This window comes from Albimonas donghaensis (genome assembly GCF_900106695.1).
Taxonomy (GTDB): Bacteria; Pseudomonadota; Alphaproteobacteria; order Rhodobacterales; family Rhodobacteraceae; genus Albimonas; species Albimonas donghaensis.
The window spans coordinates 34,824-56,090 of sequence record NZ_FNMZ01000008.1 but is presented as its reverse complement, the minus strand read 5'-3'; the positions used below and the strand labels follow the sequence as shown (position 1 = coordinate 56,090).

Annotated in this window: 18 protein-coding genes; 11 read left to right on the top strand and 7 right to left on the bottom strand. The window is 72.7% G+C overall.

Translation table 11 applies throughout. From position 1 onward, the window contains the following. The first annotated feature begins 112 nt into the window (after nt 1-112). The gene (locus tag BLV24_RS17275; protein WP_176954799.1) at nt 113-1,081 is read left to right on the top strand and encodes a Bug family tripartite tricarboxylate transporter substrate binding protein; all 969 of its coding nucleotides are present in this window, start codon (nt 113-115) and stop codon (nt 1,079-1,081) included. Between the two features lie 54 nt (nt 1,082-1,135). Here the strand turns inward: BLV24_RS17275 and BLV24_RS17270 are convergent, their stop codons facing one another. Then, nucleotides 1,136-2,386: a M28 family peptidase gene (locus tag BLV24_RS17270; RefSeq protein ID WP_092684111.1), complete on the bottom strand. Its 1,251-nt coding sequence runs from the start codon at nt 2,384-2,386 to the stop codon at nt 1,136-1,138. After that, the gene (locus BLV24_RS17265; protein WP_092684109.1) at nt 2,383-3,309 is read right to left on the bottom strand and encodes a LysR family transcriptional regulator; all 927 of its coding nucleotides are present in this window, start codon (nt 3,307-3,309) and stop codon (nt 2,383-2,385) included. Before BLV24_RS17265 ends, BLV24_RS17270 begins: the two co-directional genes overlap by 4 nt. Before the next feature lie 120 nt (nt 3,310-3,429). Here BLV24_RS17265 and BLV24_RS17260 point away from each other — a divergent pair, with 120 nt between their 5' ends. The 5 genes from BLV24_RS17260 to BLV24_RS17240 all read left to right on the top strand — a co-directional run bounded on the left by BLV24_RS17260 (nt 3,430) and on the right by BLV24_RS17240 (nt 8,119). Further along, a complete protein-coding gene (locus BLV24_RS17260; protein WP_092684107.1) occupies nt 3,430-4,203 on the top strand; it encodes an amino acid ABC transporter ATP-binding protein in 774 nt (257 codons plus the stop codon). 60 nt (nt 4,204-4,263) lie between these two features. After that, the gene (locus BLV24_RS17255; RefSeq protein ID WP_218133461.1) at nt 4,264-5,082 is read left to right on the top strand and encodes a transporter substrate-binding domain-containing protein; all 819 of its coding nucleotides are present in this window, start codon (nt 4,264-4,266) and stop codon (nt 5,080-5,082) included. Between the two features lie 117 nt (nt 5,083-5,199). After that, complete coding sequence (locus tag BLV24_RS17250; RefSeq protein WP_092684105.1) at nt 5,200-5,865, top strand: amino acid ABC transporter permease; 666 nt, start codon at nt 5,200-5,202, stop codon at nt 5,863-5,865. A 41-nt stretch (nt 5,866-5,906) separates the two neighbouring features. Further along, nucleotides 5,907-6,902, top strand: a complete 996-nt coding sequence (locus tag BLV24_RS17245; RefSeq protein ID WP_218133460.1) for an arginase family protein — start codon at nt 5,907-5,909, stop codon at nt 6,900-6,902. Beyond that, nucleotides 6,899-8,119, top strand: coding sequence for a M20/M25/M40 family metallo-hydrolase (locus tag BLV24_RS17240; RefSeq protein WP_092684103.1), 1,221 nt, complete (start codon nt 6,899-6,901; stop codon nt 8,117-8,119). Before BLV24_RS17245 ends, BLV24_RS17240 begins: the two co-directional genes overlap by 4 nt. A gap of 140 nt (nt 8,120-8,259) precedes the next feature. Here the strand turns inward: BLV24_RS17240 and BLV24_RS17235 are convergent, their stop codons facing one another. Further along, the gene (locus BLV24_RS17235) at nt 8,260-9,285 is read right to left on the bottom strand and encodes a LysR family transcriptional regulator (RefSeq protein WP_176954798.1); all 1,026 of its coding nucleotides are present in this window, start codon (nt 9,283-9,285) and stop codon (nt 8,260-8,262) included. A gap of 229 nt (nt 9,286-9,514) precedes the next feature. Here BLV24_RS17235 and BLV24_RS17230 point away from each other — a divergent pair, with 229 nt between their 5' ends. From BLV24_RS17230 to BLV24_RS17210, 5 genes are all read left to right on the top strand, one after another. Continuing rightward, nucleotides 9,515-10,351 (top strand): FAD binding domain-containing protein, encoded by an 837-nt coding sequence (locus BLV24_RS17230; protein ID WP_092684099.1) that lies wholly within the window; start codon nt 9,515-9,517, stop codon nt 10,349-10,351. Then, the gene (locus tag BLV24_RS17225; protein WP_092684096.1) at nt 10,348-13,179 is read left to right on the top strand and encodes a molybdopterin-dependent oxidoreductase; all 2,832 of its coding nucleotides are present in this window, start codon (nt 10,348-10,350) and stop codon (nt 13,177-13,179) included. The genes BLV24_RS17230 and BLV24_RS17225 overlap by 4 nt, the downstream gene beginning before the upstream one ends. A 147-nt stretch (nt 13,180-13,326) precedes the next feature. Next, the gene (locus BLV24_RS17220; RefSeq protein ID WP_092684094.1) at nt 13,327-14,919 is read left to right on the top strand and encodes a xanthine/uracil/vitamin C permease; all 1,593 of its coding nucleotides are present in this window, start codon (nt 13,327-13,329) and stop codon (nt 14,917-14,919) included. 181 nt (nt 14,920-15,100) lie between these two features. Continuing rightward, the gene (locus BLV24_RS17215; protein WP_092684317.1) at nt 15,101-16,264 is read left to right on the top strand and encodes an HlyD family secretion protein; all 1,164 of its coding nucleotides are present in this window, start codon (nt 15,101-15,103) and stop codon (nt 16,262-16,264) included. A gap of 55 nt (nt 16,265-16,319) precedes the next feature. Beyond that, nucleotides 16,320-17,348, top strand: a complete 1,029-nt coding sequence (locus BLV24_RS17210) for an FUSC family protein (RefSeq protein WP_176954797.1) — start codon at nt 16,320-16,322, stop codon at nt 17,346-17,348. Here BLV24_RS17210 and BLV24_RS17205 read toward each other — a convergent pair. The 4 genes from BLV24_RS17205 to BLV24_RS17190 all read right to left on the bottom strand — a co-directional run bounded on the left by BLV24_RS17205 (nt 17,263) and on the right by BLV24_RS17190 (nt 21,188). Next, nucleotides 17,263-17,994: a potassium channel family protein gene (locus tag BLV24_RS17205; RefSeq protein WP_092684090.1), complete on the bottom strand. Its 732-nt coding sequence runs from the start codon at nt 17,992-17,994 to the stop codon at nt 17,263-17,265. The genes BLV24_RS17210 and BLV24_RS17205 overlap by 86 nt on opposite strands. 121 nt (nt 17,995-18,115) lie before the next feature. After that, on the bottom strand, nt 18,116-19,240 hold the full coding sequence (locus BLV24_RS17200) for an AI-2E family transporter (protein ID WP_176954796.1): 1,125 nt from the start codon (nt 19,238-19,240) through the stop codon (nt 18,116-18,118). Nucleotides 19,241-19,500: 260 nt separating this feature from the next. Further along, nucleotides 19,501-20,145, bottom strand: coding sequence for a PqiC family protein (locus tag BLV24_RS17195; RefSeq protein ID WP_092684086.1), 645 nt, complete (start codon nt 20,143-20,145; stop codon nt 19,501-19,503). Beyond that, nucleotides 20,142-21,188, bottom strand: a complete 1,047-nt coding sequence (locus tag BLV24_RS17190; RefSeq protein WP_092684083.1) for an MlaD family protein — start codon at nt 21,186-21,188, stop codon at nt 20,142-20,144. Before BLV24_RS17190 ends, BLV24_RS17195 begins: the two co-directional genes overlap by 4 nt. Between the last annotated feature and the right edge of the window lie 79 nt (nt 21,189-21,267).

Sequence of the window (21,267 nt, the reverse complement as noted above, 5' to 3'; positions counted from 1 at the left end):
GTCCCCGCCCGGCAGAAGGCGGGGCCCCGAAGCGGAGAGAGTCGCGCGCAGGCCGCGCGGCGCCCCGCTCCCTGAAAGGGACCTCAAGGGTCCGATGCGGAGGAAACCGACCATGAAGATCATCGCAACACTTGCCGCGGCCGGCGTCGTCGCGGGTCTGACGGCCGTCCCGGCGGCGGCGCAGTTCCCGGATCGGCCGATCACCTGGGTCGTGCCCTATACGCCGGGCGGCATCACCGACACCGGCTCGCGCATCATCGCGGAGGTGCTGGGCAAGGAGCTCGGGCAGACCGTGGTGGTGGAGAACCGCCCCGGCGCCGGCGGCATGGTGGGCACGGAATACGTGGCCCGCGCCGAGCCCGACGGCTACACCATCCTCTACGGCACGCAGGGGACGATGGCGGCCAACGTGTCGCTGCGCAAGGCGCTGAAATACGACCCGCTGACCGACTTCGCCCCGGTGCACGGCATGGGCGCCTCGGTCAACACCGTGGTCACCTACGCCGACGCGCCCTACAGCACGATCCAGGAGCTGGTGGACTACGGCAAGGCCCATCCGGGCGAGCTCAACTTCGGCTCCGCCGGGGTCGGCACCTCGACCCATCTGTCGATGGAGCTGTTCAAGACCATCGCCGGGATCGAGGGGCTGCACGTGCCCTACAAGGGCTCGGCGCCCGCGATGAACGACCTGCTGGCCGGGCGTGTGGACGTGCTGTTCGACTATCCGGTGTCGTCGCTGGGGCATGCGGAGGCGGGGACGCTGAAGGTGCTGGCGGTGAACTCGCCGGAGCGGATCGCCATTCTGCCCGACGCGCCGACGCTGGCGGAATCCGGGTATCCGGACGCCACCGCCGGGTCATGGTCGATGATCATGGTTCCCGCCGGGGTGCCGGAGGACCGGATGAAGATCCTCACGGATGCGGCCGAGAAGGCGATCCGGTCGGACACGGTGAAGAACTACTACGAGAAATACGGCTCGACGCTGCTGCTGGTGAAGGGCGACGCGGCGACCGACTTCATCGAGGCGGAGATCGACCGCTGGGCCGACGTGATCGCGACCGCGGGCGTGCCCAAGCAGTGAAACCGGCGGGAGCCTTCGGGCTCCCGTCTTCCCTGTTTTCCCCGTCTCCCCCCGTCAGTCCGCTTCGATCATCCCGGCCCGCCAGGACGCGGCCTCGGCGTCGTTGGCGTCGAGGGCGGCGCGGGTGATGGTCTCGGCCAGGTCGGCGGCGCGCCGGAGGGCGGCGTCGGAGACGAGGTCGCGACGGTCGAACGGGGTCAGCACCAGCCGGGCGGCCGCGTCATGCTCGCCGAAGCCGGCCACAAGGCGGAAGCCGGGAATGCCGGCGCGCGCGAAATTGGCGTGGTCGGAATTGGCCTGGAAGGGGCGGTGCAGGCGCAGCGTCTCGCCCCGCGCCTCCGCGGCGCGCAGCAGCATCGGCTCGATCCCCGCCGCGCCGCAGGTCAGGGCCGCCAGCCCCGCCCCGCCCACCGGCGAGTCGATGTTCACGCAAAGCGAGATCCCCGCCCGCTCCGCCGCCGTCAGGCCATCCAGATGGCGCGCCGAGCCGGTCAGCGCCCATTCCTCGGCGTTGAAGAAGGCGAGCCGCAGCCCGCGCCGCCACCCGCCCGCGGGCCGGTCCGCCGCGATGCGCCGCGCCGCCTCCAGCGCCACCGCGAGACCGGCGGCGTTGTCGATGGCGCTTTCGCCCAGGTCGTGCCCGTCGATATGGGCGCAGAGCACCACGGTCTCCGGCCCCGCGCCGGGCAGGTCGACGAACAGGTTGTCGGCGGTCGCGTCGAATTCCTCGGTCTCCAGCGACATCCGCGCCACGGGACGCCCGGCGGAGGTGCGGGCGAAGGCGGCCGCGGTCTCGGGAGAGATGCCGAAGGCGGGGATCCCGGGCTCGTCGCCGCGGCCGGAGGAGCCGGCGACCATGCCCCCCGCGGCGGGGCCGGCGATCAGGAAGCCGACCGCCCCCGCCTCCACCGCCGCGCGGTACTTGATCCGGCGATGGAGGGTGCCGGGGTTGAACATCAGCTCGTGCCGGACCAGCGCGATGCGGCCGCGGATCTCGTCGGCATGGGCGGCGAAGGACTCGGGCTCCCCCCGGCCCAGGTCGATGACTTCGGCCTCCACCTCGCCGCCCGCGCTGCGCACCAGCGGATGGGCGGGGACGGGGCCGGCGGGGGTTTCCAGCGCGCAGGACAGCGGGCGCCAGCCGCGATAGGCGAAGGGCTCGGCCCGGACCGGGGCGCCGGCGGCCTCGGCCCCCAGGTCGTGCAGCAGGGCGGTCGCCGCGCGCTCCGACTCCGTGCCGCACAGCCGGCCCCCGCAGTCGCAGATCGCCTCGAAAGCGCGGGTGATAAAGCGGGCGTCGGTCATCGGTCGGTCTCCGGAGCGGGGGCGGATTGGGAAGAGAGGGGCGCGGCGAGCCGCGTCTCGATCAGCGCCATCAGCTCTTCGGCCAGCGGCGTGGGGGAGGCGGAGGCGCGGCGGAACACGCCGATCTCGTAGCGCAGGGCAGGGCGGAAGGGGCGGGCGACGATGCCCATGGGCGCGAAGGTGCGCGCCGACCAGGCGTCGACGATCGCCACCCCGGCGCCGGCCGCGACCAGTCCGCAGATGGCCGAGAAGAACTCGCTTACGATCACCGGGTCGTAGCCGAGCCCGTCCTCCAGGAACAGTTCCCGCACCCGGTGCCCGATCAGTCGGCGGTCGGACATGCCGACGATCGGATGGGCTGCAAGATCGGCGGGCGTCAGCGCGTCCCGCGCCGCCAGCGGGTGGCCGGCGGGCACGATGGCCACGCAATCGGCGGCGTGGCGGCGCAGCTCCACCCCCTGCACATGGATCGGCCATTCGGCCACCGCGAGGTCCACGGCGCCGGCCTCGAAAGCCGCGGCGACTTCTTCCGACGAGCGGTTGATCAGCGAAATCCGCGCGTCCGGCCGGCGCCGCCGCAGCTCCGCCACCACCTCGGGCAGCAGCGAGATCGAGGCGGAGGGATGGCCCGCCACCGCCAGGCTCTCGGTTTCGCCGGAGCGGATGCCGCGGGCGGCCTGACCCAGCCGCTCCAGCGCGTCGAGCGCGGTGCGGATCTCCTCGTAGAAGCGTCGGCCGCGGAAGGTGATGACCAGCCGGCCGCTGGCGCGCTCGAACAGCTCGAACCCGGCCTGGGTTTCGAGCCGCGCGATCTGGGCGCTGACGGCGGGCTGGGTGACGCCGAGCATCTTCGCGGCGGCGGTGACCGAGCCGGCCTCGACCACGGTGCGAAACGCCTCCAGCAGGCGGGGATCGAAGACCATTCCAACTCCTTATGGACTTAAGCCCATGTCTATAGGCCAAATTTTTATCCTTGATCGCAATGTGGGGTCAAGGCATAACGATTGTTAATGAGTAAGGAATCACCAGCAGGAATGACGCGGATGCCTTTCGACCAGCCAACCGGCGCGCCTCTGATCGAAACGAAGGCGCTTTCCAAGCGGTTCGGCGACAACACCGTGCTGCGCGACGTCTCGATGGGGGTCGCCAGCGGCGAAGTGGTCTGCGTGATCGGGCCGTCCGGCTCGGGCAAGACCACGCTCCTGCGCTCCATGGCGCTGCTGGAGGCGCCGAGCGGCGGCCAGGTGCTGATGGACGGGACGGTGATCGCCGATGGCGAGAACGGCCGCGCCGTGCGCAAGGCCGCCCGCGCGGTGCGCTCGGACATCGGCATGGTGTTCCAGCACTTCAATCTCTGGCCGCACATGTCGGTGCTGGGCAACGTCATCGAAGCCCCGATGCGGGTGCGCGGCCTGGGCCGCGACCAGGCGGTGGCCGAGGCCGAGGCGCTGCTGGAGAAGGTCGGCCTGGCCGAGAAGCGCGACGCCTCCCCCGGCCGGCTCTCGGGCGGTCAGCAGCAGCGCGTCGCCATCGCCCGCGCGCTGGCCATGAAGCCCCGGCTGATGCTGTTCGACGAGGCGACCTCGGCGCTCGACCCCGAGCTGAAGGCCGAGGTGCTCGCCGTCATGCGCGCGCTGGCGGAGGAGGGCATGACCATGCTCGCCGTCACCCACGAGATGAACTTCGCCCGCCGCGCCTGCACCCGCCTGGTGTTCATGGACGGCGGCGAGATCGTGGAGGAAGGCGCCCCGGCCGCCTTCTTCGACGCGCCGACGACCGAACGCGCGCGCCGCTTTCTCGCGCGGCTCGAGGACTGAATTCCCCCGTAGACCGACCGCCGCACTCCCCCCCTCCCCCCCTCCCAGAGGAGATCGACCATGAAGACGATGAAAACCCTTTCGAAAGCGGCGCTCGCGGGCGCCATCGCCGCCGCCGGCCTCGCGTCCGTCCCCGCCCCCGCCGAGGCGCAGAGCCAGGACAGCCGGCTCTACCGCGTGACCTCCTCGGGCAAGCTGCGCGTCTGCCAGTATCCGAACTACTACGCGATCAGCTATCGCAGCCCGACCTCGGGCGAGATCGAGGGCATCGACGCCGACCTGTCCAAGGAGCTCGCCAGGGAGCTGGGCGTCGAGCTGGAGATCGTCGAGAGCTCCTTCGGCACCTTCATCGCCGACCTGCAGGCCGACAAATGCGAGATCGGCATGTTCGGCATCGGCGCCACCCTGACCCGCGCGCAGGCGGTGGCGTTCTCGGACCCCTACCTGATCTCGTCGATCTACGCGGTGGTGAAGGCCGGCGGCCCGGTCCAGACCTGGGACGACATCGACCAGGAGGGCGTGCGCGTCGTCGTGACCCTCGGCTCCTATATCGAGCCGTTCATGCGCGACTATCTCAAGAAGGCCGAGCTGGTCACCGTGGCCCCCCCCGCCTCGCGCGAGGGCGAGGTCGTCGCCGGCCGGGCCGAGGTGCTGATGACCGACTACCCGACCTCGGTGAAGCTCGGCTCGCTGTTCGACTGGGCCCAGACCATCGAGCCCGACGGCGACCTGCGCCCCACCCCCTATTCCTACGTGGTGCCGCAGGGCGACCAGATCTGGCTGAACTACGTCAACCTCTTCGTGTCGACCATCAAGCTGGACGGCCGGCTGGAGAAATTCGCCGAGAAGAACGCGCTCGGCCCGATCGTGGCCCCCTGATCGCGACCGCCTGACGCCTGCGGGCCGCCGTCGCGCCATCCGCGCGGCGGCGGCCCGCGCCTCCCCTGACGCGCGGGTTCCGCGCCTTCGGCATACCGGCCACGGAGTCCCGCCACGATGGGCGACTACAAGTTCCGGTGGGACGTCATCCCCACCCATTTCGACTTCCTGATGAGCGGCCTGCAGCAGACGCTGCTGATTTCGGCCATCACCCTGGCGCTGGCGCTGGTCGGCGGGCTGATCATCGCGCTGCTCGACCTGTCGCGCTGGCGGGCGCTGCGCATGATCGGCCTGACCGTGGGCGAGATCATCCGCAACACGCCGATCCTGGTGCAGCTGCTCTGGGTCTATTACGTCATGCCGATCACGCTCGGCATCAATCTCGACGCCTGGACGGCGCTGGTGATCGGGCTGTCGCTCTATTCCTCCGCCTTCATCGCCGAGGCCTATCGGGCCGGCATCCAGTCCGTGCCGCTGGGCCAGCGGGAGGCGGCGCAGGTGCTGGGCATGTCGCCCTTCCAGACCTTCACGCGGGTCACGCTGCCCCAGGCGGTGCGCATGACGCTGCCGCCGCTGGCCGCGAATTTCGTGCAGCTGATCAAGTATTCCTCGCTGGGCTCGGTGATCTCGGTCGGCGAGATCACGCGGCGGGGGATGGAGCTGTCGTCCTCGATGTTCCGGCCGCTGGAGATCTTCACCTTCATCGCGGTGGTGTATTTCCTGATCTGCTGGCCGCTCGCCATGGCCATCCGGGTGTGGGAGCGCCGGCTCTCCAGCCGCTGAGCCCCGCCCGTCCCCCTGTCTTCCCCTGCCGGATGCCCTCCATGTCCCTCGCCGAGCTTCCCGACGCGGCGCTGCTGCGCGGCCCGCAGACCTTCATGTCCGCGCCCTTTTCGCAGGACGCCTCCCGCGCGCAGGCGGCGATCCTGGGCTGTCCCTTCGACTGCGGGATCCACGCCTTCCGCATCGGGTCGCGGCAGGGTCCGGAGGCGATCCGCGCGCAATCCGGTCTCGTGCGCCGCTATGACAGCGAGCGCGCCGATCTCGACGTGATCGCCGAGATGGGGGTGATCGACGCGGGCGACGTGATCTGCACCCCCTCGCGCATCGAGGAAAGCTTCGCCGCCATCGAGGAAGCCGTCTTTCGCCTGACCCGGCAGGGAACGGCGCCGGTGGGCTTCGGCGGCGACGGCTCGATTTCGCTGCCGCTGCTGCGCGGGGTCAGCCGGGTGCATCCGGGCATCGCGGTGCTGCATGTCGACAGCCATACCGACGCCTATCCGGTGAACCCGGCGCATCCCATCGACCCCTCGACCCAGTTCACCCATGCGGCGCAGGAGCAGCGGACCGTGCCGGGCCTGTCCTGGCATCTCGGCCTGCGGGGCACGACCATCTGCGCGGGCGCCCATGACCACGCGCGGGCGCTGGGCTACAACACCCTGACGCTGGCCGAGTTTCTGGAGCGCGGGCAGGCGGATGTGATCGCCGAGCTGAAGGACCGGCTGGGGAACCGCCCGGTCTATCTGAGCTGGGACATGGACGTCTTCGACCCGTCCTGCGCGCCGGGGGTCTGCACGCCGGTCTGGGGCGGGCTCAGCGCGCGGGAAGGTTTCGCGCTGATCCGCGGGCTCTGGGGCCTGAACATCGTGGCGGCGGACGTCAACACCGTCAGCCCGCCCCATGACGTGAACGGCATGACCGCCTTTCTCGCCGCCGCTACCACGTTCGAGATCCTGATGGCGATCCGCGAGGCCCGGCGGATGCACGGCGCGCCGCTCTCCCACGCGCCCGCGGGGCGTGCTTCGGGGGCGGACGCATGACCCGCTTTCTCCCCCGAATGCGCGCGCGCGCCGGGCTGATGGCCGAGGCCACGCAGGCGCTGGTGCGCATCGACAGCCAGACCCCGCCCTCGGCCACCGCTCCCATGGCGCGGGCCTGCGCGGAGATGATGGGCGACCTGCCGGGGGTGGAGATCGCGTTCCACGAACGCACCGCCCCGGTCGCCAACCTGCTCGCCGTCATCCGCGGCGCCCGCCCGGGGCGGCGGCTGGTGCTGAACGGGCATCTCGACACCTATCCCATCGGCGACCGCGCCGGCTGGCGCTTCGACCCGCTGGGCGGGGAGATCGCGGACGGGATGCTCTACGGCCGCGGCTCGGCGGACATGAAGGGTGGGCTGGTGGCGCTGATCGAGGCCGCCCGCGCCGTCGCCGCCACCCCTTTCGCCGGCGAGATCGCCCTGGTCTTCGGCGGGGACGAGGAGCGGATGGGCGAGCTGGGAACCCAGGCGATGATCGACGACCTGCCCCGCGCCCGCGGCGACGGGGTGATCGTGGCCGATGTCGGCGGCGCCTCCGCCGTGCGGATCGGCGAAAAGGGGATGCTGTGGCTGGAGCTTTCGGCCGAGGGCCGGGCCGCCCATGGCGCGCATGTCCATGCCGGCGACAACGCCGCGGACCGGCTGCTGGACGGGCTGCGGGCCCTGCGCGGACTGGAGGCGATGCCCCCGCGGGAGCCGGAGGAGGCCGCCCGCGTGCTGGACGCCGCCGCGGCGGTCCCCGGCGCCGACGGGGCCGAGCCGCGCCGGACCCTGCGCCGCCTGACGGTCAATCTCGGGCGGATCGAGGCCGGGGTCTCCGCCAACCTGGTGCCCGAGACCGCCCGCGCCGCCTGCGACGTGCGCATCCCCGTGGGGCTGACCTGCGCGGAGGTGGAGGCCGAGGCGCGCCGCCTGCTCGCGCCGCATCGGCTGGGGCTGGAGATCGTGCGCCGCTATGAGCCGACCTGGACCCCGTCGACGAGCGCCGTCGCCTCGGCCTGCCTGACGGGGGCGTGGGAGGAGCTGGGCGCCGCCTGGTTCGACGGGCGGATCGGCGGCTCCGACGCGCGGCTGTGGCGGCGCGCGGGGTTCGACACGGTGGCGATGGGCCTGACCCCGCGCAATCTCGGCGCCCCGGACGAGGCGCTGGCGGTGGACGAGCTTCCCGCGCTCGCCGCCGCCATCGCCGCTTCCGCCGCCGGCTTCCTGCGCGACTGATCGCGGGCCCCGCCGGGCCGGCGCCGACCGCGGTCACGCGGCGGGGCGTGGCGCGGCGGCGGCCCTCGGCATCACCGCGGGAAACCCGGCGCCGCGCCGGCTTTCCCTGCCTGCGTCCGTGAAAACGGCGGCTCCGCCCCTCAGACCGCGCCGGGCAGCTCGATGGTCGAGAGGAAAAGCTTGGCGTGTTCGAAGAACGCGGCCGGGGCGAAACGCAGCCCGCCGCCCGCCCCGACCATCAACGCGAAGCGGTTGGTCGGCAGGCCCGCATCCTCCAGCCGCCTGAACCGCAGGGCGCCCGAGGCGATCTCCCCCTGCGCCCCGATCGGGGTCATCACCGAGGCGTAGCGGCCGGTGCGCGCCAGTTCCACCAGCATCCGGATCGAGTCCGCCTCCACCATCGGGGGCAGGGCGGGGGCGGCCCGCACCAGGAACGGCTCGATCACCGAGCGGAAGGAGATCTCGGGCTTGGCCACCGCCAGCGGATGCGAAATGCAATCGGCGATGGTCAGATGGGGCGTGTCGGCCAGCGGGTGGTCCGGCCGCATCAGCGCGCCGATGCGCACGTCGCGGCGCAGCGCCACCTCGATCTTGGCCGGGGGCGAGGCGATGAAGCCGAAACCCACGTCCACCTCCCCCGCCGCGAGGCGCGAGATCACCTCCGAGCCCGGCAGCACCGCGACGTCGAGGTGGATGCGCGGGTGGCGTCGCCCGAAATCCGCGATCAGGCCGGGGAGAAAGGACAGCCCGACGCTCTCGATCGTGGCGATGCGCACGCGCCCGGTGCGCAACCCGCGGAGCATGTCCAGCTCCGCCACCGCGGATTCCAGCGGGGCGGAGACGCGGGTGGTGTGGCGGAACAGGATCTCGCCGGCGGGGGCGAGCTTCAGGCGGCGGGTTTCGCGTTCGAACAGGGCGATGCCCAGCGCGTCCTCCATCTGGGTGATCTGGCGCGACACCGCCGAGGACGAGACGTTGAGCCGCCGCGCCGCCTCGCGGATCGACAGATGTTCGGCGACCGCGTTGAAATAGATCAGGGCCGGCTGGTGGAACACCCGCGCCAGCAGCAGCGGCGACAGCGGCGACTTGCGCGGGCGGCCGTCATCATCGTGACCCGTCGGCGAGATGTCGGGGCCGGGCGCCGGGTCGGCGTCGTTATCGTGCATGGCGTCTCTCGCTGGGGACATGGCGGCGCAGGTGTTGCGGGTTCGGCATCATAGTGCTCTCTTATTGAATGTTTCAAATTCGTGAGGCTTGCTTATTGTCTTTTTCAAGGCGGCGGGTCTCGTCGCCGGTCTCCGGGCATTTCTGTCCGAAGGCCCTGACTGACGCAACAAGCGGTTGAAAACCATACGGCGAAGGCTCCGGCCTTTCGCAGGACGGAGACGTGCGCGCATGGATCTGAACGGCGTCGAGGCTTTGGAGCGGCCCCGGGGCGAGGCGGCGGCGGCGGCCCGCGCGGGGCGGCTTGCGGCGGGCGAGGCGTGGCTGGCCGGGGGCACCTGGCTGTTCTCCGAACCGCAACCGGGCCTGCGCCGCCTGGTGGACCTCGAGGCCGCCGGCTGGACGCCGCTGACGATCGATGCCGACGGCCTGGAGATCGCCGCCACCTGCACCATCGCCGAGCTCGACGCGCTGGAGACGCCGGCGGACTGGGCCGCCGCGCCGCTGATCGGGCGATGCTGCCGGGCCTTCCTCGCCTCCTTCAAGATCTGGAACGTGGCGACGGTGGGGGGGAACCTGTGCCTGGCGCTGCCGGCGGGGCCGATGATCTCGCTGACCGCCGCGCTGGACGGAACCTGCCGGATCCTCGGGCGCGATGGCGCGACGCGGGAGGTCGCGGCGCTGGACTTCGTGCGCGACGCCGGCGCCAACGCGCTGGCGCGGGGGGAGTTGCTGCGCGCCATCCGCATCCCCGCCGACCGGCTGCGGCGGCGGACGGCGTTCCGGCGGATCTCGTTGTCACCGATGGGGCGGACCGGTGCGCTGGCCATCGGCGCGCTCACGCCCGGCGGCGGGCTCGACCTGACCGTCACCGGGGGCGTCCGCCGCCCGGTCCGGATCGCCTTCCCGACCCTCCCCGCTCCGGAACGGGCGGCCGCGGCGCTCGACGCCGCCATCCCCGCCGGTCTCTGGTTCGACGACCTCCACGGGGCTCCCGCCTGGCGGCGCGCCGTCACGCTCGACTTCGCCGCCGAGATCGCGGCCGAGCTGGGGGAGCCCGCCCCATGACCTTCCGCGTCAACGGTCTCGACGCCGAGGCGACCCCGCGCCCCGGCCAGTGCCTGCGCACCTTCCTGCGCGACCAGGGCTGGTTCGGAGTGAAGAAGGGCTGCGATTCCGGCGATTGCGGCGCCTGCACCGTGCATGTGGACGGCAAGCCCGTGCATTCCTGCCTGATGCCCGCCGCCCGCGCCGAGGGGCGGGAGATCACCACCATCGAAGGGCTCGCCGAGGGCGACGACCTGCACCCCGCCCAGCAGCGTTTCCTCGACGCGCAGGGCTTCCAGTGCGGTTTCTGCACCGCGGGGATGGTGATGACCGCCGCCGCGCTCGACCAGGGCCAGCGGGCGGACCCGGACCGGCTGTTCAAGGGCAATCTGTGCCGCTGCACCGGCTACCGCGCCATTCGCGACGCGATCCGGGGAGCGCCCGCGCCGACCTGCGAGCGCGACGCCCCCGCCCCCGCCGGACCGGAGATCGTGACCGGGCGGGCGCGTTTCACCATGGACGCGGCCATCGAGAACCTCGCCCATATGAAGATCCTGCAGAGCCCTCACGCCTCGGCCTGGATCCGCGCCATCGACGCGACCGCCGCCGCCGCCGTGCCGGGCGTGATCGCGATCCTCACCCATGCCGACGCGCCGGACCGCCTTTTCTCCACCGCCCGGCACGAGAACCCGCTGGACGATGTGGACGACACCCGCGTGCTCGACCCGGTGATCCGTTTCGCCGGCCAGCGCGTGGCCGCCGTGGTGGCCGAGACCGAGGCCGCCGCCGAGGCCGCCCGCGCCCTGATCGCGGTGGATTACGAGATCCTGCCCGCCGTCTTCGACCCGGAGGCCGCCATGGCCCCCGGCGCCCCGGTGATCCATGACAAGCCCGCGTCCTCGCGCATCGCCGACCCCGCCCGCAACATCGTGGCGGAGCTGCATGGCGGCTGCGGCGACGTCGCCGCCGGTTTCGCCGAGGCCGACGCCATCCACGAAGGCGTCTATGAAAGCCAGCGCGTCAGCCATGGTCAGCTGGAGACCCATGGCTGCATCGGCTGGCGGGACGAGGCCGGGCGGCTGGTCCTGCGCACCTCCTCGCAGACCCCGTTCCTGACCCGCGACGCGCTGGCCGCGCTTTACGATCTGCCGCGCGACGGCGTGCGGGTGTTCTGCGAGCGGGTCGGCGGCGGCTTCGGCGGCAAGCAGGAGATGATGGTCGAGGACATCGTGGCCCTCGCCGTCCTGCGCACCGGGCGCGCGGTGAAGCTGGAGCTGACGAGGGCCGAGCAGTTCACCCTGACCTCCACCCGTCACCCGATGAAGGTGACGGTGAAGGTGGGCGCGAGGTCCGACGGGACGCTCACAGCCATCCAGATGCGGATGCTCTCCAATACCGGCGCCTACGGGAACCATGGTCCCGGCGTGCTGTTCCACGGGGCGGGGGAGGCGGTGTCGCTCTATCGCTGCCCCAACAAGCGGGTGGACGGTTTCGCGGTCTACACCAACCAGCTGCCCTCGGGCGCGTTCCGGGGCTACGGGCTGTCGCAGACCAATTTCGCGGTGGAAAGCGCGATGGACGAGCTGGCGCGCGCGCTGGGCATCGACCCCATCGCCTTCCGGCGCCGCAACGTGGTGGTCCCGGGGGACGCGATGACGTCCTGGGATGACGGACCGCATGACGTGGAATACGGCAGCTACGGGCTCGCGCAGTGCCTCGACATCGTCGAGCGCGCGCTGGCCGACGGCGTGGCCGAAGAGACAGCCGGAGGGGCGCCCGCTGGGGAGCGGGTCTCCGGCAAGGGGTCCGGCAACGGCGCTTGCAGCGCGGCCGGGCTCACGCGGGAGGCGCCGTCTGGGGAGGGCTCCTCCCGCGACCTTATCAAGGGCACGTTGGGAGCGGACTGGCTGATCGGCCGGGGCGTGGCGGTGGGGATGATCGACACCATCCCGCCCCGCGGCCATGTCGCCGAAAGCCGGATCGCGGTGGAGGACGGGGACTATGTCCTCGCCTTCGGCACCGCCGAGTTCGGCAACGGAACCACCACCGTCCATGCTCAGGTGGCGGCGCAGGCGCTGGGGACCGCGCCCGACCGCATCCGCCTGCGCCAGTCCGATACCGACGCGTCGGGGCATGACTCGGGGGCCTTCGGCTCCACCGGCACGGTGGTCGCCGGCGCCGCCACCCTGCGCGCCGCCCGGGCGCTGGCCGCGGACCTGCGCGAGGCCGCGGCGGACCGGCTGGGGATCGCCCCGGAGGCCTGCGCGCTCGGTCCCGATGGCGTGACCGGGGCGGGGCGCAGCCTGCCGCTTTCCGTCTTCGAGGGGCTCGCGGCCGAGGGCCGCTCCGACGGCACGCCCCGTTCCGTCGCCTTCAACGTGCAGGGGTTCGAGGTCGCGGTGCATCGGCGCCATGGCGAGATCCGGATCCTGCGCTCGGTCCACGCGGCGGATGCGGGCTTCGTGGTGAACCCGCGCCAGTGCCGCGGCCAGGTCGAGGGCGGGGTCGCCCAGGCGCTGGGCGCGGCCCTGTGGGAGCGGGTGCTGATCGACGACGCGGGCCATGTCGCCAATCCCGCCTTCCGCGGCTATCACCTGCCGGCGATGGGCGACCTGCCGGTGACGGAGGTGCATTTCGCCGACACCCATGACCGCATCGGCCCGCTCGGCGCCAAGTCGATGTCCGAGAGCCCCTACAACCCCGTCGCCGCCGCGCTCGGCTCCGCCATCCGCGACGCGACCGGGCTGCGGCTGACCGCGACCCCGTTCCTCGCCGATGCGCTGCACGCGCGGCTGAGGGCGGCGGAGGCGGAGGCGGAGATCGGGGCGGACGCCGTCGCGGCGCAGTGAGCTTCCCCGGCGCGCGCAACGCCGCGCGCCGGTCGACCCGACCCGCCGGGCATGACCCCGACCCGCCAGGCATGACCCCGACCCGCCAGGCATGACAATGACAGGCCGGCCAACGGCCCCGCCCCCTGAAGACCGAGGAGACCCGACTTGACCCCGAGCTATAGCTACAAGCTGTTCGAGAAGAGCGATTACAGCGCCTTCTGGGCCCTGTTCACCGACAACCTGATCAATCTTCTGGTGCTTTCGGGCGTCTGCCGGTTCGTGTTCGGGATGCCGGCCGAGATCGTCTTCGGACGCATCCTGCCCGGCGCCGCGGTGGCCATCGTCTTCGGCATCGTGATCTACACGCTGCTGGCCAGACGCGCCGCGGCCAGGGCGGGGCGGGATGTCACCGCGCTGCCCTACGGCATCTCCACCCCGGTGATGTTCGTCTATCTCTTCGGGGTCATCGGCCCGATCTACTGGGCGACCTCGGACCCGATGCTGGCCTGGCAGGTGGGCATCGGCGCCGGCTTCATCGGCGGCATCGTGGCGGGGCTGGGGGCCATCGTCGGCCCGATGCTCAAGGCGGTGACGCCGCGGGCGGGGATGCTCGGCACGCTCTGCGGGATCGCGCTGGTCTATATCGGCGCCGTGCCGCTGGCCGAAGTGTTCGAGCAGCCGCTGATCGGCTTCGCCTCGCTCGCCATCATCCTGTGGGGGCTGGTGGGGCGGTTCAAGCTGCCCTTCGACATGCCGGCGGGCCTGGTGGCGCTGGCGGTCGGCGTGGTCATCGCCATGATCCTGGGCGAGTCGAGGATCAGCGCGGACGGGCTCGGCTTCTACCCGCCCATGCCCTATTTCGGGGACCTGGTGGCGGGCATCCAGCATCTCTGGGCCAATCCGGAGCTGTTCCTGGTGCTGATCCCGGTGCAGATCTACAATTTCATCGAGACCATGAACAACGTCGAGAGCGCCGAGGCCGCGGGCGACGAATATCCCGTCGCCCTCTGCCAGGTGACCGACGGCGCCGGCACCATGATCGGCGCGCTCTTCGGCTCGCCCTTCCCGACCACCGCCTATATCGGCCACCCGGCCTACAAGCGGATGGGCGCCCATGCGGGCTATATCATCGGGGTCGGCGTGGTGATCCCGCTGGCGGCGATCTTCGGGCTGCTCGCCTTCCTGGGCGACCTGATGCCGGTGGCGGCCGCGGCGCCGGTGCTGGTCTTCGTGGCGCTGTCGCTGGTCGCCAACACCGCCCAGTCGGTGCGGCCCGAGCACATGGCGGCGGTCGGGTTCGCCATGCTGCCGCATGTCTCGGACTTCCTGATCGTCAAATGGGGCTCGCTGATCGGCGCGCTGGGGGCGACGGGGGTCGAGGGGCTGCCCTCGCTCGGCGATCCGGCGCTGACCGCGGCGCTGCTCCAGCAGGGGGCGCATTACTCGGGGCATCTGGCGCTGAGCCAGGGGGCGATCCTGACCGGGCTGATCTGGGGGGCGATCGTGGCCTCGCTGATCGACGGCCGGTTCAAGGTCGCCGCAGGCTTCACGCTGGCCGGGGCGGCGATGTCCTCGGTGGGGATCATCCACGGGGCGAGCCTGCAGTTTCCCTCGCTGGAGGGGCCGACGGGCGGCTACCTGATCGCCGGGGCGTTCTTCCTGATCTATCCGATGGTCCTCGGCGACAGGGCCGGGGAGCGGGGGGACCCGGTGGTGGACGAGCCCGCGCCCGCCCCCTCCCGCGCCCCGGCGGAGTAAGCCGGACGCGCAAGCCGCGCCGTTGAAGAGAGGCCGCGCCGGTCCCCCCGGCGCGGCCTCTCGTCGTTGCGGGGGGCGAGGCCGGCCGAATGCCGTTTCGGGGCGCCGTCCGCTGGGCTATCGTGCCGGCGCGGAACGCCGGGACGGCGCGGGCATGGAAACGGCGAAGGAGGGGACCTGCATGAGCGAGCTCGATGGCGGCGCGTCGGCGGGAGGAGAGACGACGGGCGGCGGAACCGGGCCGGACGGGCGGCCGGAGGCGCCGGCCGAGAAGTCCGGCGGAGGGCTCGCCGGGCTGCGCCGCGCGACGCTCTGGGCGCTGGGCGTGGCGGCGGCGCTGTTCCTCTACTTCGTCATCGCCGACCGCACCACGCCGTTCTCCGGCGACGCGCAGGTGCAGGCCTTCGTCCTGCGCGTGGCGCCCGAGGTGACCGGCCATGTCGACAGGGTCGGCGTGGTCGACAACCAGGTCGTGCAGCAGGGCGACGCGCTGTTCGCCATCGACCCGGAGCCCTTCGAGATCGCGGTCTCCCAGGCCCAGGCGCGGCTGGAGCAGGCCGGCCAGTCGGTCGGCGCCAACACCGCGGCCGTGGACGCGGCACAGGCCCAGCTCGACCGCGCGCGCGCCAATGCCGAGAACGTCCGCGCCCAGACCGCCCGCATCATGGAACTGGTGCGCAAGGGCGTCTATGCGCAGGCCCGCGAGGACCAGGCGGTGTCGGCCATCGAACAGGCCGAGGCCGCCGTGCAGGCCGCCGAAGCCGATCTGCGCCGCGCCCAGGAGCAGCTGGGGCCGGAGGGCGAGAGCAACCCCGCCGTCCAGGACGCGCTCGCCGCCCTGGAGACCGCGCGCTACAACCTCGCGCGCACCGAGATGACGGCGCCGGGCATGGGCGTGGTGACCAACCTTCAGCTCGCCATCGGGCAGACGGTGACGGCCGGCGCCTCCGCGATGACCTTCATCTCGGCCGAGGACATCTGGCTGCGCGCCGCCCTGCGTGAGAACAGCCTCGGCGTGCTGGAGCAGGGGCAGCGGGCGGAGGTGGTGCTCGACGCGCTGCCGGGCCGGATCTTCGGCGCGACCGTGCGCTCGGTCGGCTGGGGCGTGGCGCCGGACGCGGTGGACCCGGCGACGGGGCTGCCCAAGTCCACCGCCTCGCAGGGCTGGCTGACCGATCCGCAGCGGTTCCCGGTGATCCTGAGCTTCGACGAGGACCAGCTGCCCCGCGGCGCGCGATACGGCAGTCGGGCGGCGGTGATCGTCTACGCCGCCGGCAATCCGGTGATGGACGCCATCGCCTGGGCGCGGATCCGGCTGATCGCGCTGCTCACCTATGTCTCGTGAGGCGGGGAAGCCTGCGGGAGGCGCCGACGCGACGCTGACCGCGCGCGGCTATCGGATGGCCTTCGGGGTCACCGTCTCCCTGGCGATCGAGGCGCTGCGGGGCGCGGACCTGCCCACGCTCGCGCCCATGATCGCGTTGCAGCTTCTGGCGCTGTCGCCGCGCCCGCCGGGGGCGAAGATGGTGGGGATGCTGTTCGGGGCGGCGGCGGCGTCGTCGCTCGCGGCCTGGGTGATCGCGGCGGTCACCGTCTCCATTCCCGGCGCCTATCCGCTGGGGATGGGCGTGCTCTACCTGTGGTGCTTCGCGCTGTCGCTGAACCCGAAGACCGCGCCGCTGGGCGCGATGGCGCTGACCATGACCATCGTGGTGGGCTCGTTGTCGGCGGCGTCCACGGTGGCGGCGGCGGGGATCGCGCTGTCGCTGCTGCTGTCGATCCTGTCGGGCGGGGCCATGGTCTACCTGGCCTTCGCGCTGTTCCCGCCGCCGCCCGCGCCCGCCGGGGCCGCCGCCAAGGCGCCGCCGCCCCCGCCCGCAAGCGGGGTCGAGCGGCTGCCGCTGGCCTGGCGCGCGGCGCTGGCCACGCTGGTCATGCTGCCGGTGCATATGTGGCTGACTTCGGACGGGGTGGCGGCGATGCCGGTTCTGTTCACCTGCTCGGCCATGCTGCGCCAACCGGGGATCGAGGCGTCGATGCGCGACAGCTTCGACCGGCTCGCGGGCACCGCGGCGGGCGGAGCGGCGGCGGTGGCGGTGAACGGCATCGCCTCGCTGCACGGGCAGGGGGTGCTGATCTTCGCGCTGATCGCCGCGGCCTCGCTGGCCTTCGCCTGGCAGGTCTGCCGCGGGCCGCGCTTCGCCGCGGTGTGGATGCCGGGCTTCATCACCTTCGTGGTGCTTTACGGCATGACCCTGTCGCCGACGCTGGGCGGCGGCGACGTGGCGGCGCTGTCGCGGCTGGGGCAGGTGGCGGTCGGGGCGCTCTACACGCTCTGCGCGGTCAGTCTGCTGGCGCCTCTGGGCCGGCGGCTGATCCGTCGTCACCGGGACCGGACGCGTCCCGGCCCCGCCCCCCGCGAGGCTTGAGATCGGAGGCGATGCGCCCGATCAGCACCGCGATATAGAGCGCGCCGAGCACCGCCTCGGCCGCCGCCAGGATGCGCGCCAGCGGCGTGACCGGCAGCACGTCGCCATAGCCCAGCGTGGTGAGGGTCACCAGGCTGTAATAGACGAGATCCGAGCCCAGCGGCCGGGCCCCTTCCGCCAGGCCGGGCGCCGACAGCGCGCCGGGATCGACCAGCAGCGCCGCGGCGTAGAGCTGCGACCAGGTCAGCGCCAGCATGAAATAGCCGAACACCGCGCCGGCCAGCGCATCGCCATCCGCCTTGCGCTCGCGCACCAGGGCCTCGACGGTCAGCCACACGGTCTGGAACACCAGCCACAGGGTGGCGAGGAAGGCGATGGCCTCGATCGCGGAGGCCTCGGTGAAGCGGGCCAGCAGGTGCAGCGCCAGCCACAGCGCCGGCGTGGCGACTTTCAGCGGCCGCGCCACGCTGGCCGAGCGGGTGACCAGTCCGGTCGCCGCGGCGGTGAGCGCGAACAGCGCGTCCAGCGCGATCATCCCGGCTTCGGTTCCCTGCAGCAGCGGCTGGCCCAGCAGCAGCGCCACCGCCAGCCCCAGCAGCAGACGGTAGCGGAAGCGCTCGACGCTCTTCTCGACGATGGCGATCATGGGGACGGTCCTCGGGCGCGGGAGGCGGGCGCAGGGCGGCGGCGCGGAGGGGGAGACGAGCAGACGGGCGGACGCGCCGGGGCGCGGCCTCAGCCCGCGCCCGGCGCGTCGGAGCCGCCGCTCAGCCGGCCTGCGTGGGGGGCGCGTCGGCGCCGGGCAGGGTTTCGTCCACCGGGTCGAGCCCCTCGCTCTCATAGGCGATCCACGTCTGCACCATCTCGTAGAACAGGGCGAGGATCACCGGACCGATGAACAGGCCCAGCAGGCCCATGGAAAGCGTGCCGCCGATCACGCCGATCATGATCACCACCATGGGCGTGGTCAGGCCGCGGGCCATCAGGATCGGCTTGAGCACGTTGTCGAGGAACAGCACCGGCAGCATGAAGGCGGTGAACAGCACCGCGTGCAGGGTCGGGTTGATCGCCCAGTCCAGGATGATCAGCGGGATGATGACCAGCGGCGGCATCTGGATGACGCAGGCCAGCACCGCCGCCGCGGCGAGGAAGCCGCCCAGCGGCAGCCCCGCCACGATGATCCCGATGGCCGCGAGCCCGCCCTGCACGATGGCCACGCCGATCACCCCGCGCGACACGTTCTGAATGGTCTTGGAGGCCATGGCGGTCATCGTCCGCCCGCGCCCCGAGATGCGCCCCGCCACCCGGTCGGTGGCTTCGCCCAGCGGTCCGGCCCAGGCCAGGAAGACCGCGGCGAAGATCACCGAAACGGCGAATTGCAGCACGCCGATCATCACGCCGGCCCCGGCGCCGGCGAGGGTGGCGGCGAAATCCCGGATCTTGGGGCCATACTGCGCCGACAGCGACAGCAGGTCGACGCTGGCCTGGCGCCAGATGTCGAACAGCTTGGCGCCGATCAGCGGCCAGTCGCGCACCGTCTCGGGCGGGGCCGGCAGGCGCAGCGCGCCGTCCGACAGGTGGGCGACCATCTGGCCGACCGAGTCGATCAGCGAATTGGCGATCATCACCGTCGGGCCGATGACGATGACCAGACCGACCAGCGCCATCACGGTGGCTGTGCGGCCGCGCTTGCCGCCCATCCTGGCGTTCAGCCAGTCGAAGGCGGGGGCCAGCGCCACGGCCAGGATCACCGACCAGATCAGGATCGAGGCGAAGGGCGCGATCAGCCGGAAGCTGAAGGTCATGAACAGGGCCAGCACGCCGAGGGTGACGAACACGTCGACCGATAGCGTGACGACGCGCTGGCGGGTGGGATCGGCGGGAGTGGACATGACTCGGGCCCTTCTGGACTGACGCAGGAGCCGCTGGGTCGCGCGGCCGGCGGGCGCATCATCGCGCGTAAGGCGCCGCTTGGGAAGCGCGGCGCGTCCGCATGGGACGATCCGCCGGCGCCGTTCCGCATCGCCGTGCGCGCGCGGACACAGGGCCATGCGGAACGGGATCGGAACCGGGGCCGGAGGGCCAGGGGTGCGGGGTCGGAGTTGCGGGGCCGGTGTTGCGGGGCCGGGGGGGCGGGGCCGGGGTTGCGAGGTCAGAGGCAGGCGGCGCCGGTCCGCGCCGCCTCGATCGCCTCGGCGATGCGGGCGGAGATCTCCTCCATCGCCTCGCTGTAGGCCTGCACGCGGGGGTCGGGGGCGGTCTCGTCGGCCGCGTCCGAGGCGTCGAAGGCGCGCGAAACCCGCATCCGGTCGGTGGCGACCAGGCAGCCGCGCCGTTCGGAGGCGAGGGTCCAGCGCAGTTCCACCACCGCCGCGCCGCCGGCGTCCGAGTCGAAGCGCAGCACATCCGCGCCGACGGTGAAATCCGCGTCCAGCGCCCGTCCCGTCCGCGCCGCCATCACCCGCGCGCGGCCGTAGCGCGCGGCGAGATCGTCGACCAGCTTGGCGGTGACCAGGCGGCCGATGGGCTCGGCCCAGACCTCGAACTCGTCCCACTCGACGCGGAAATCGTCGGGCCGGGAGACGAGCTGCGAGCGGTCGAAATAGGGCGCCACCGTCGCCTCGGCCACCATCACCCGCGGGCCGGAGGCCACGGCCGCCGGGGCCGGCGCGGCGGCGGAGGTCAGCAGGTAGCGCTTCGCCTCCGGCGAGGCGCCGCAGCCCGCGAGGATCAGCGCGAGGCCGAGCGCGCCGAGGCGGAGGCCGGAACGGGAGCGGAAAGAGGTCATGCGGGTCATTGCGACTTGCCTGTGATCAGCGCCTCGGGGTGGCGTTCGAGATATTCCGCGAACTGGCGCATCGCGCGGGCCGAGGCGGTCAGCTCCCGCATCAGCTGGTCCACATCGGTCCAGATCGGCGCCCGCGCGCCCACCGTGCGGTCCAGCGAGGCCGCGGTGGCCCCGGCGCGGGCGGCGGCGGCGCGGGCCTCGCGGGCGGCGCCGGTCAGTTCCTCGAAGGCGGGGTCGAGCCGCGCCTCCAGCCCCGCGACGGTGAGCGCGAAGGCCTCCGTCGCGGTTCCGATCTCGGCCAGGGCGCCGCGGATCTCGGGGCCGGTGAGCAGGGCGCGGGCCTCGGCCAGGGTCTCGCGCCCCTCGGCCACGAAGGCCTCCAGCGGCAGGGCCTGCACCCGTTCCAGAAGATCCGCAAGCGCGGCGCGCAGGGCGGCTTCGGGGTCCGGGGCGGCGGGGATCTCGGCGGCGGGGCCGTCGTGAAGCAGGGCGCGGGCGGGCAGGCCCTCGACGATGGCGAGCTCGACGCGCGGCGTGCGGTCCATCAGCCCCGCCGGCGCCACACGGGCGCGCAGGCCGCGGGCGACCAGCAGGTCCACCATCTCCTCCGTCGCCTCCGGCGTGGTCGGCTGGCGGCCGGCGACGGAGACGCGGGCGGGGGCGAGGTCGATCAGCACCGGCGCCACGAAGACGCCGCCCTCGGGGTCGTAGTCCAGCGCCACCGCGCGCACCGTGCCGACGCGGCGGCCTAGGATGGTGACCGGGGCCCCCGCCTCCAGCCCGCGCAGATCGCCCTCGAACCGGATCAGGAAGGGCACGCCTTCGGGGAAGGCCGCGTCGGGGTCCGGCGCGGCGGAGGCGCTGGCGCGGTCCAGCAGCGGTTCGGCGGCCCTGGTCGCCAGACGCTCCAGCGCCTCGCGCAGCGGGTCGGGGCCCGTCCCCTGGGCGAGGGCGGCCGGCGCCGCCAGCGCGGCGACGGTCAGCGCGAGACCCGCGGCCAGGGACGATGGCGGCGGCGCGGAGCGGCGGATCCCCCGGAACATGAGCGGCATGGCGGCGGACCCCCTGGAGCGGACATCCGCGGAAGATGCCACAGCCGGCGCCGATTTCCCAACCCCCGCCGGCGCCGCC

Bases quoted from the DNA above. Each gene is read 5' to 3' on its own strand.
- BLV24_RS17275 (WP_176954799.1), top strand. From the start codon at position 113: ATGAAGATCATCGCAACACTTGCCGCGGCCGGCGTCGTCGCGGGTCTG.
- BLV24_RS17270 (WP_092684111.1), bottom strand. From the start codon at position 2,386: ATGACCGACGCCCGCTTTATCACCCGCGCTTTCGAGGCGATCTGCGAC.
- BLV24_RS17265 (WP_092684109.1), bottom strand. From the start codon at position 3,309: ATGGTCTTCGATCCCCGCCTGCTGGAGGCGTTTCGCACCGTGGTCGAG.
- BLV24_RS17260 (WP_092684107.1), top strand. From the start codon at position 3,430: ATGCCTTTCGACCAGCCAACCGGCGCGCCTCTGATCGAAACGAAGGCG.
- BLV24_RS17255 (WP_218133461.1), top strand. From the start codon at position 4,264: ATGAAGACGATGAAAACCCTTTCGAAAGCGGCGCTCGCGGGCGCCATC.
- BLV24_RS17250 (WP_092684105.1), top strand. From the start codon at position 5,200: ATGGGCGACTACAAGTTCCGGTGGGACGTCATCCCCACCCATTTCGAC.
- BLV24_RS17245 (WP_218133460.1), top strand. From the start codon at position 5,907: ATGTCCCTCGCCGAGCTTCCCGACGCGGCGCTGCTGCGCGGCCCGCAG.
- BLV24_RS17240 (WP_092684103.1), top strand. From the start codon at position 6,899: ATGACCCGCTTTCTCCCCCGAATGCGCGCGCGCGCCGGGCTGATGGCC.
- BLV24_RS17235 (WP_176954798.1), bottom strand. From the start codon at position 9,285: ATGCACGATAACGACGCCGACCCGGCGCCCGGCCCCGACATCTCGCCG.
- BLV24_RS17230 (WP_092684099.1), top strand. From the start codon at position 9,515: ATGGATCTGAACGGCGTCGAGGCTTTGGAGCGGCCCCGGGGCGAGGCG.
- BLV24_RS17225 (WP_092684096.1), top strand. From the start codon at position 10,348: ATGACCTTCCGCGTCAACGGTCTCGACGCCGAGGCGACCCCGCGCCCC.
- BLV24_RS17215 (WP_092684317.1), top strand. From the start codon at position 15,101: ATGAGCGAGCTCGATGGCGGCGCGTCGGCGGGAGGAGAGACGACGGGC.
- BLV24_RS17210 (WP_176954797.1), top strand. From the start codon at position 16,320: ATGGCCTTCGGGGTCACCGTCTCCCTGGCGATCGAGGCGCTGCGGGGC.
- BLV24_RS17205 (WP_092684090.1), bottom strand. From the start codon at position 17,994: ATGATCGCCATCGTCGAGAAGAGCGTCGAGCGCTTCCGCTACCGTCTG.
- BLV24_RS17200 (WP_176954796.1), bottom strand. From the start codon at position 19,240: ATGTCCACTCCCGCCGATCCCACCCGCCAGCGCGTCGTCACGCTATCG.
- BLV24_RS17195 (WP_092684086.1), bottom strand. From the start codon at position 20,145: ATGACCCGCATGACCTCTTTCCGCTCCCGTTCCGGCCTCCGCCTCGGC.
- BLV24_RS17190 (WP_092684083.1), bottom strand. From the start codon at position 21,188: ATGCCGCTCATGTTCCGGGGGATCCGCCGCTCCGCGCCGCCGCCATCG.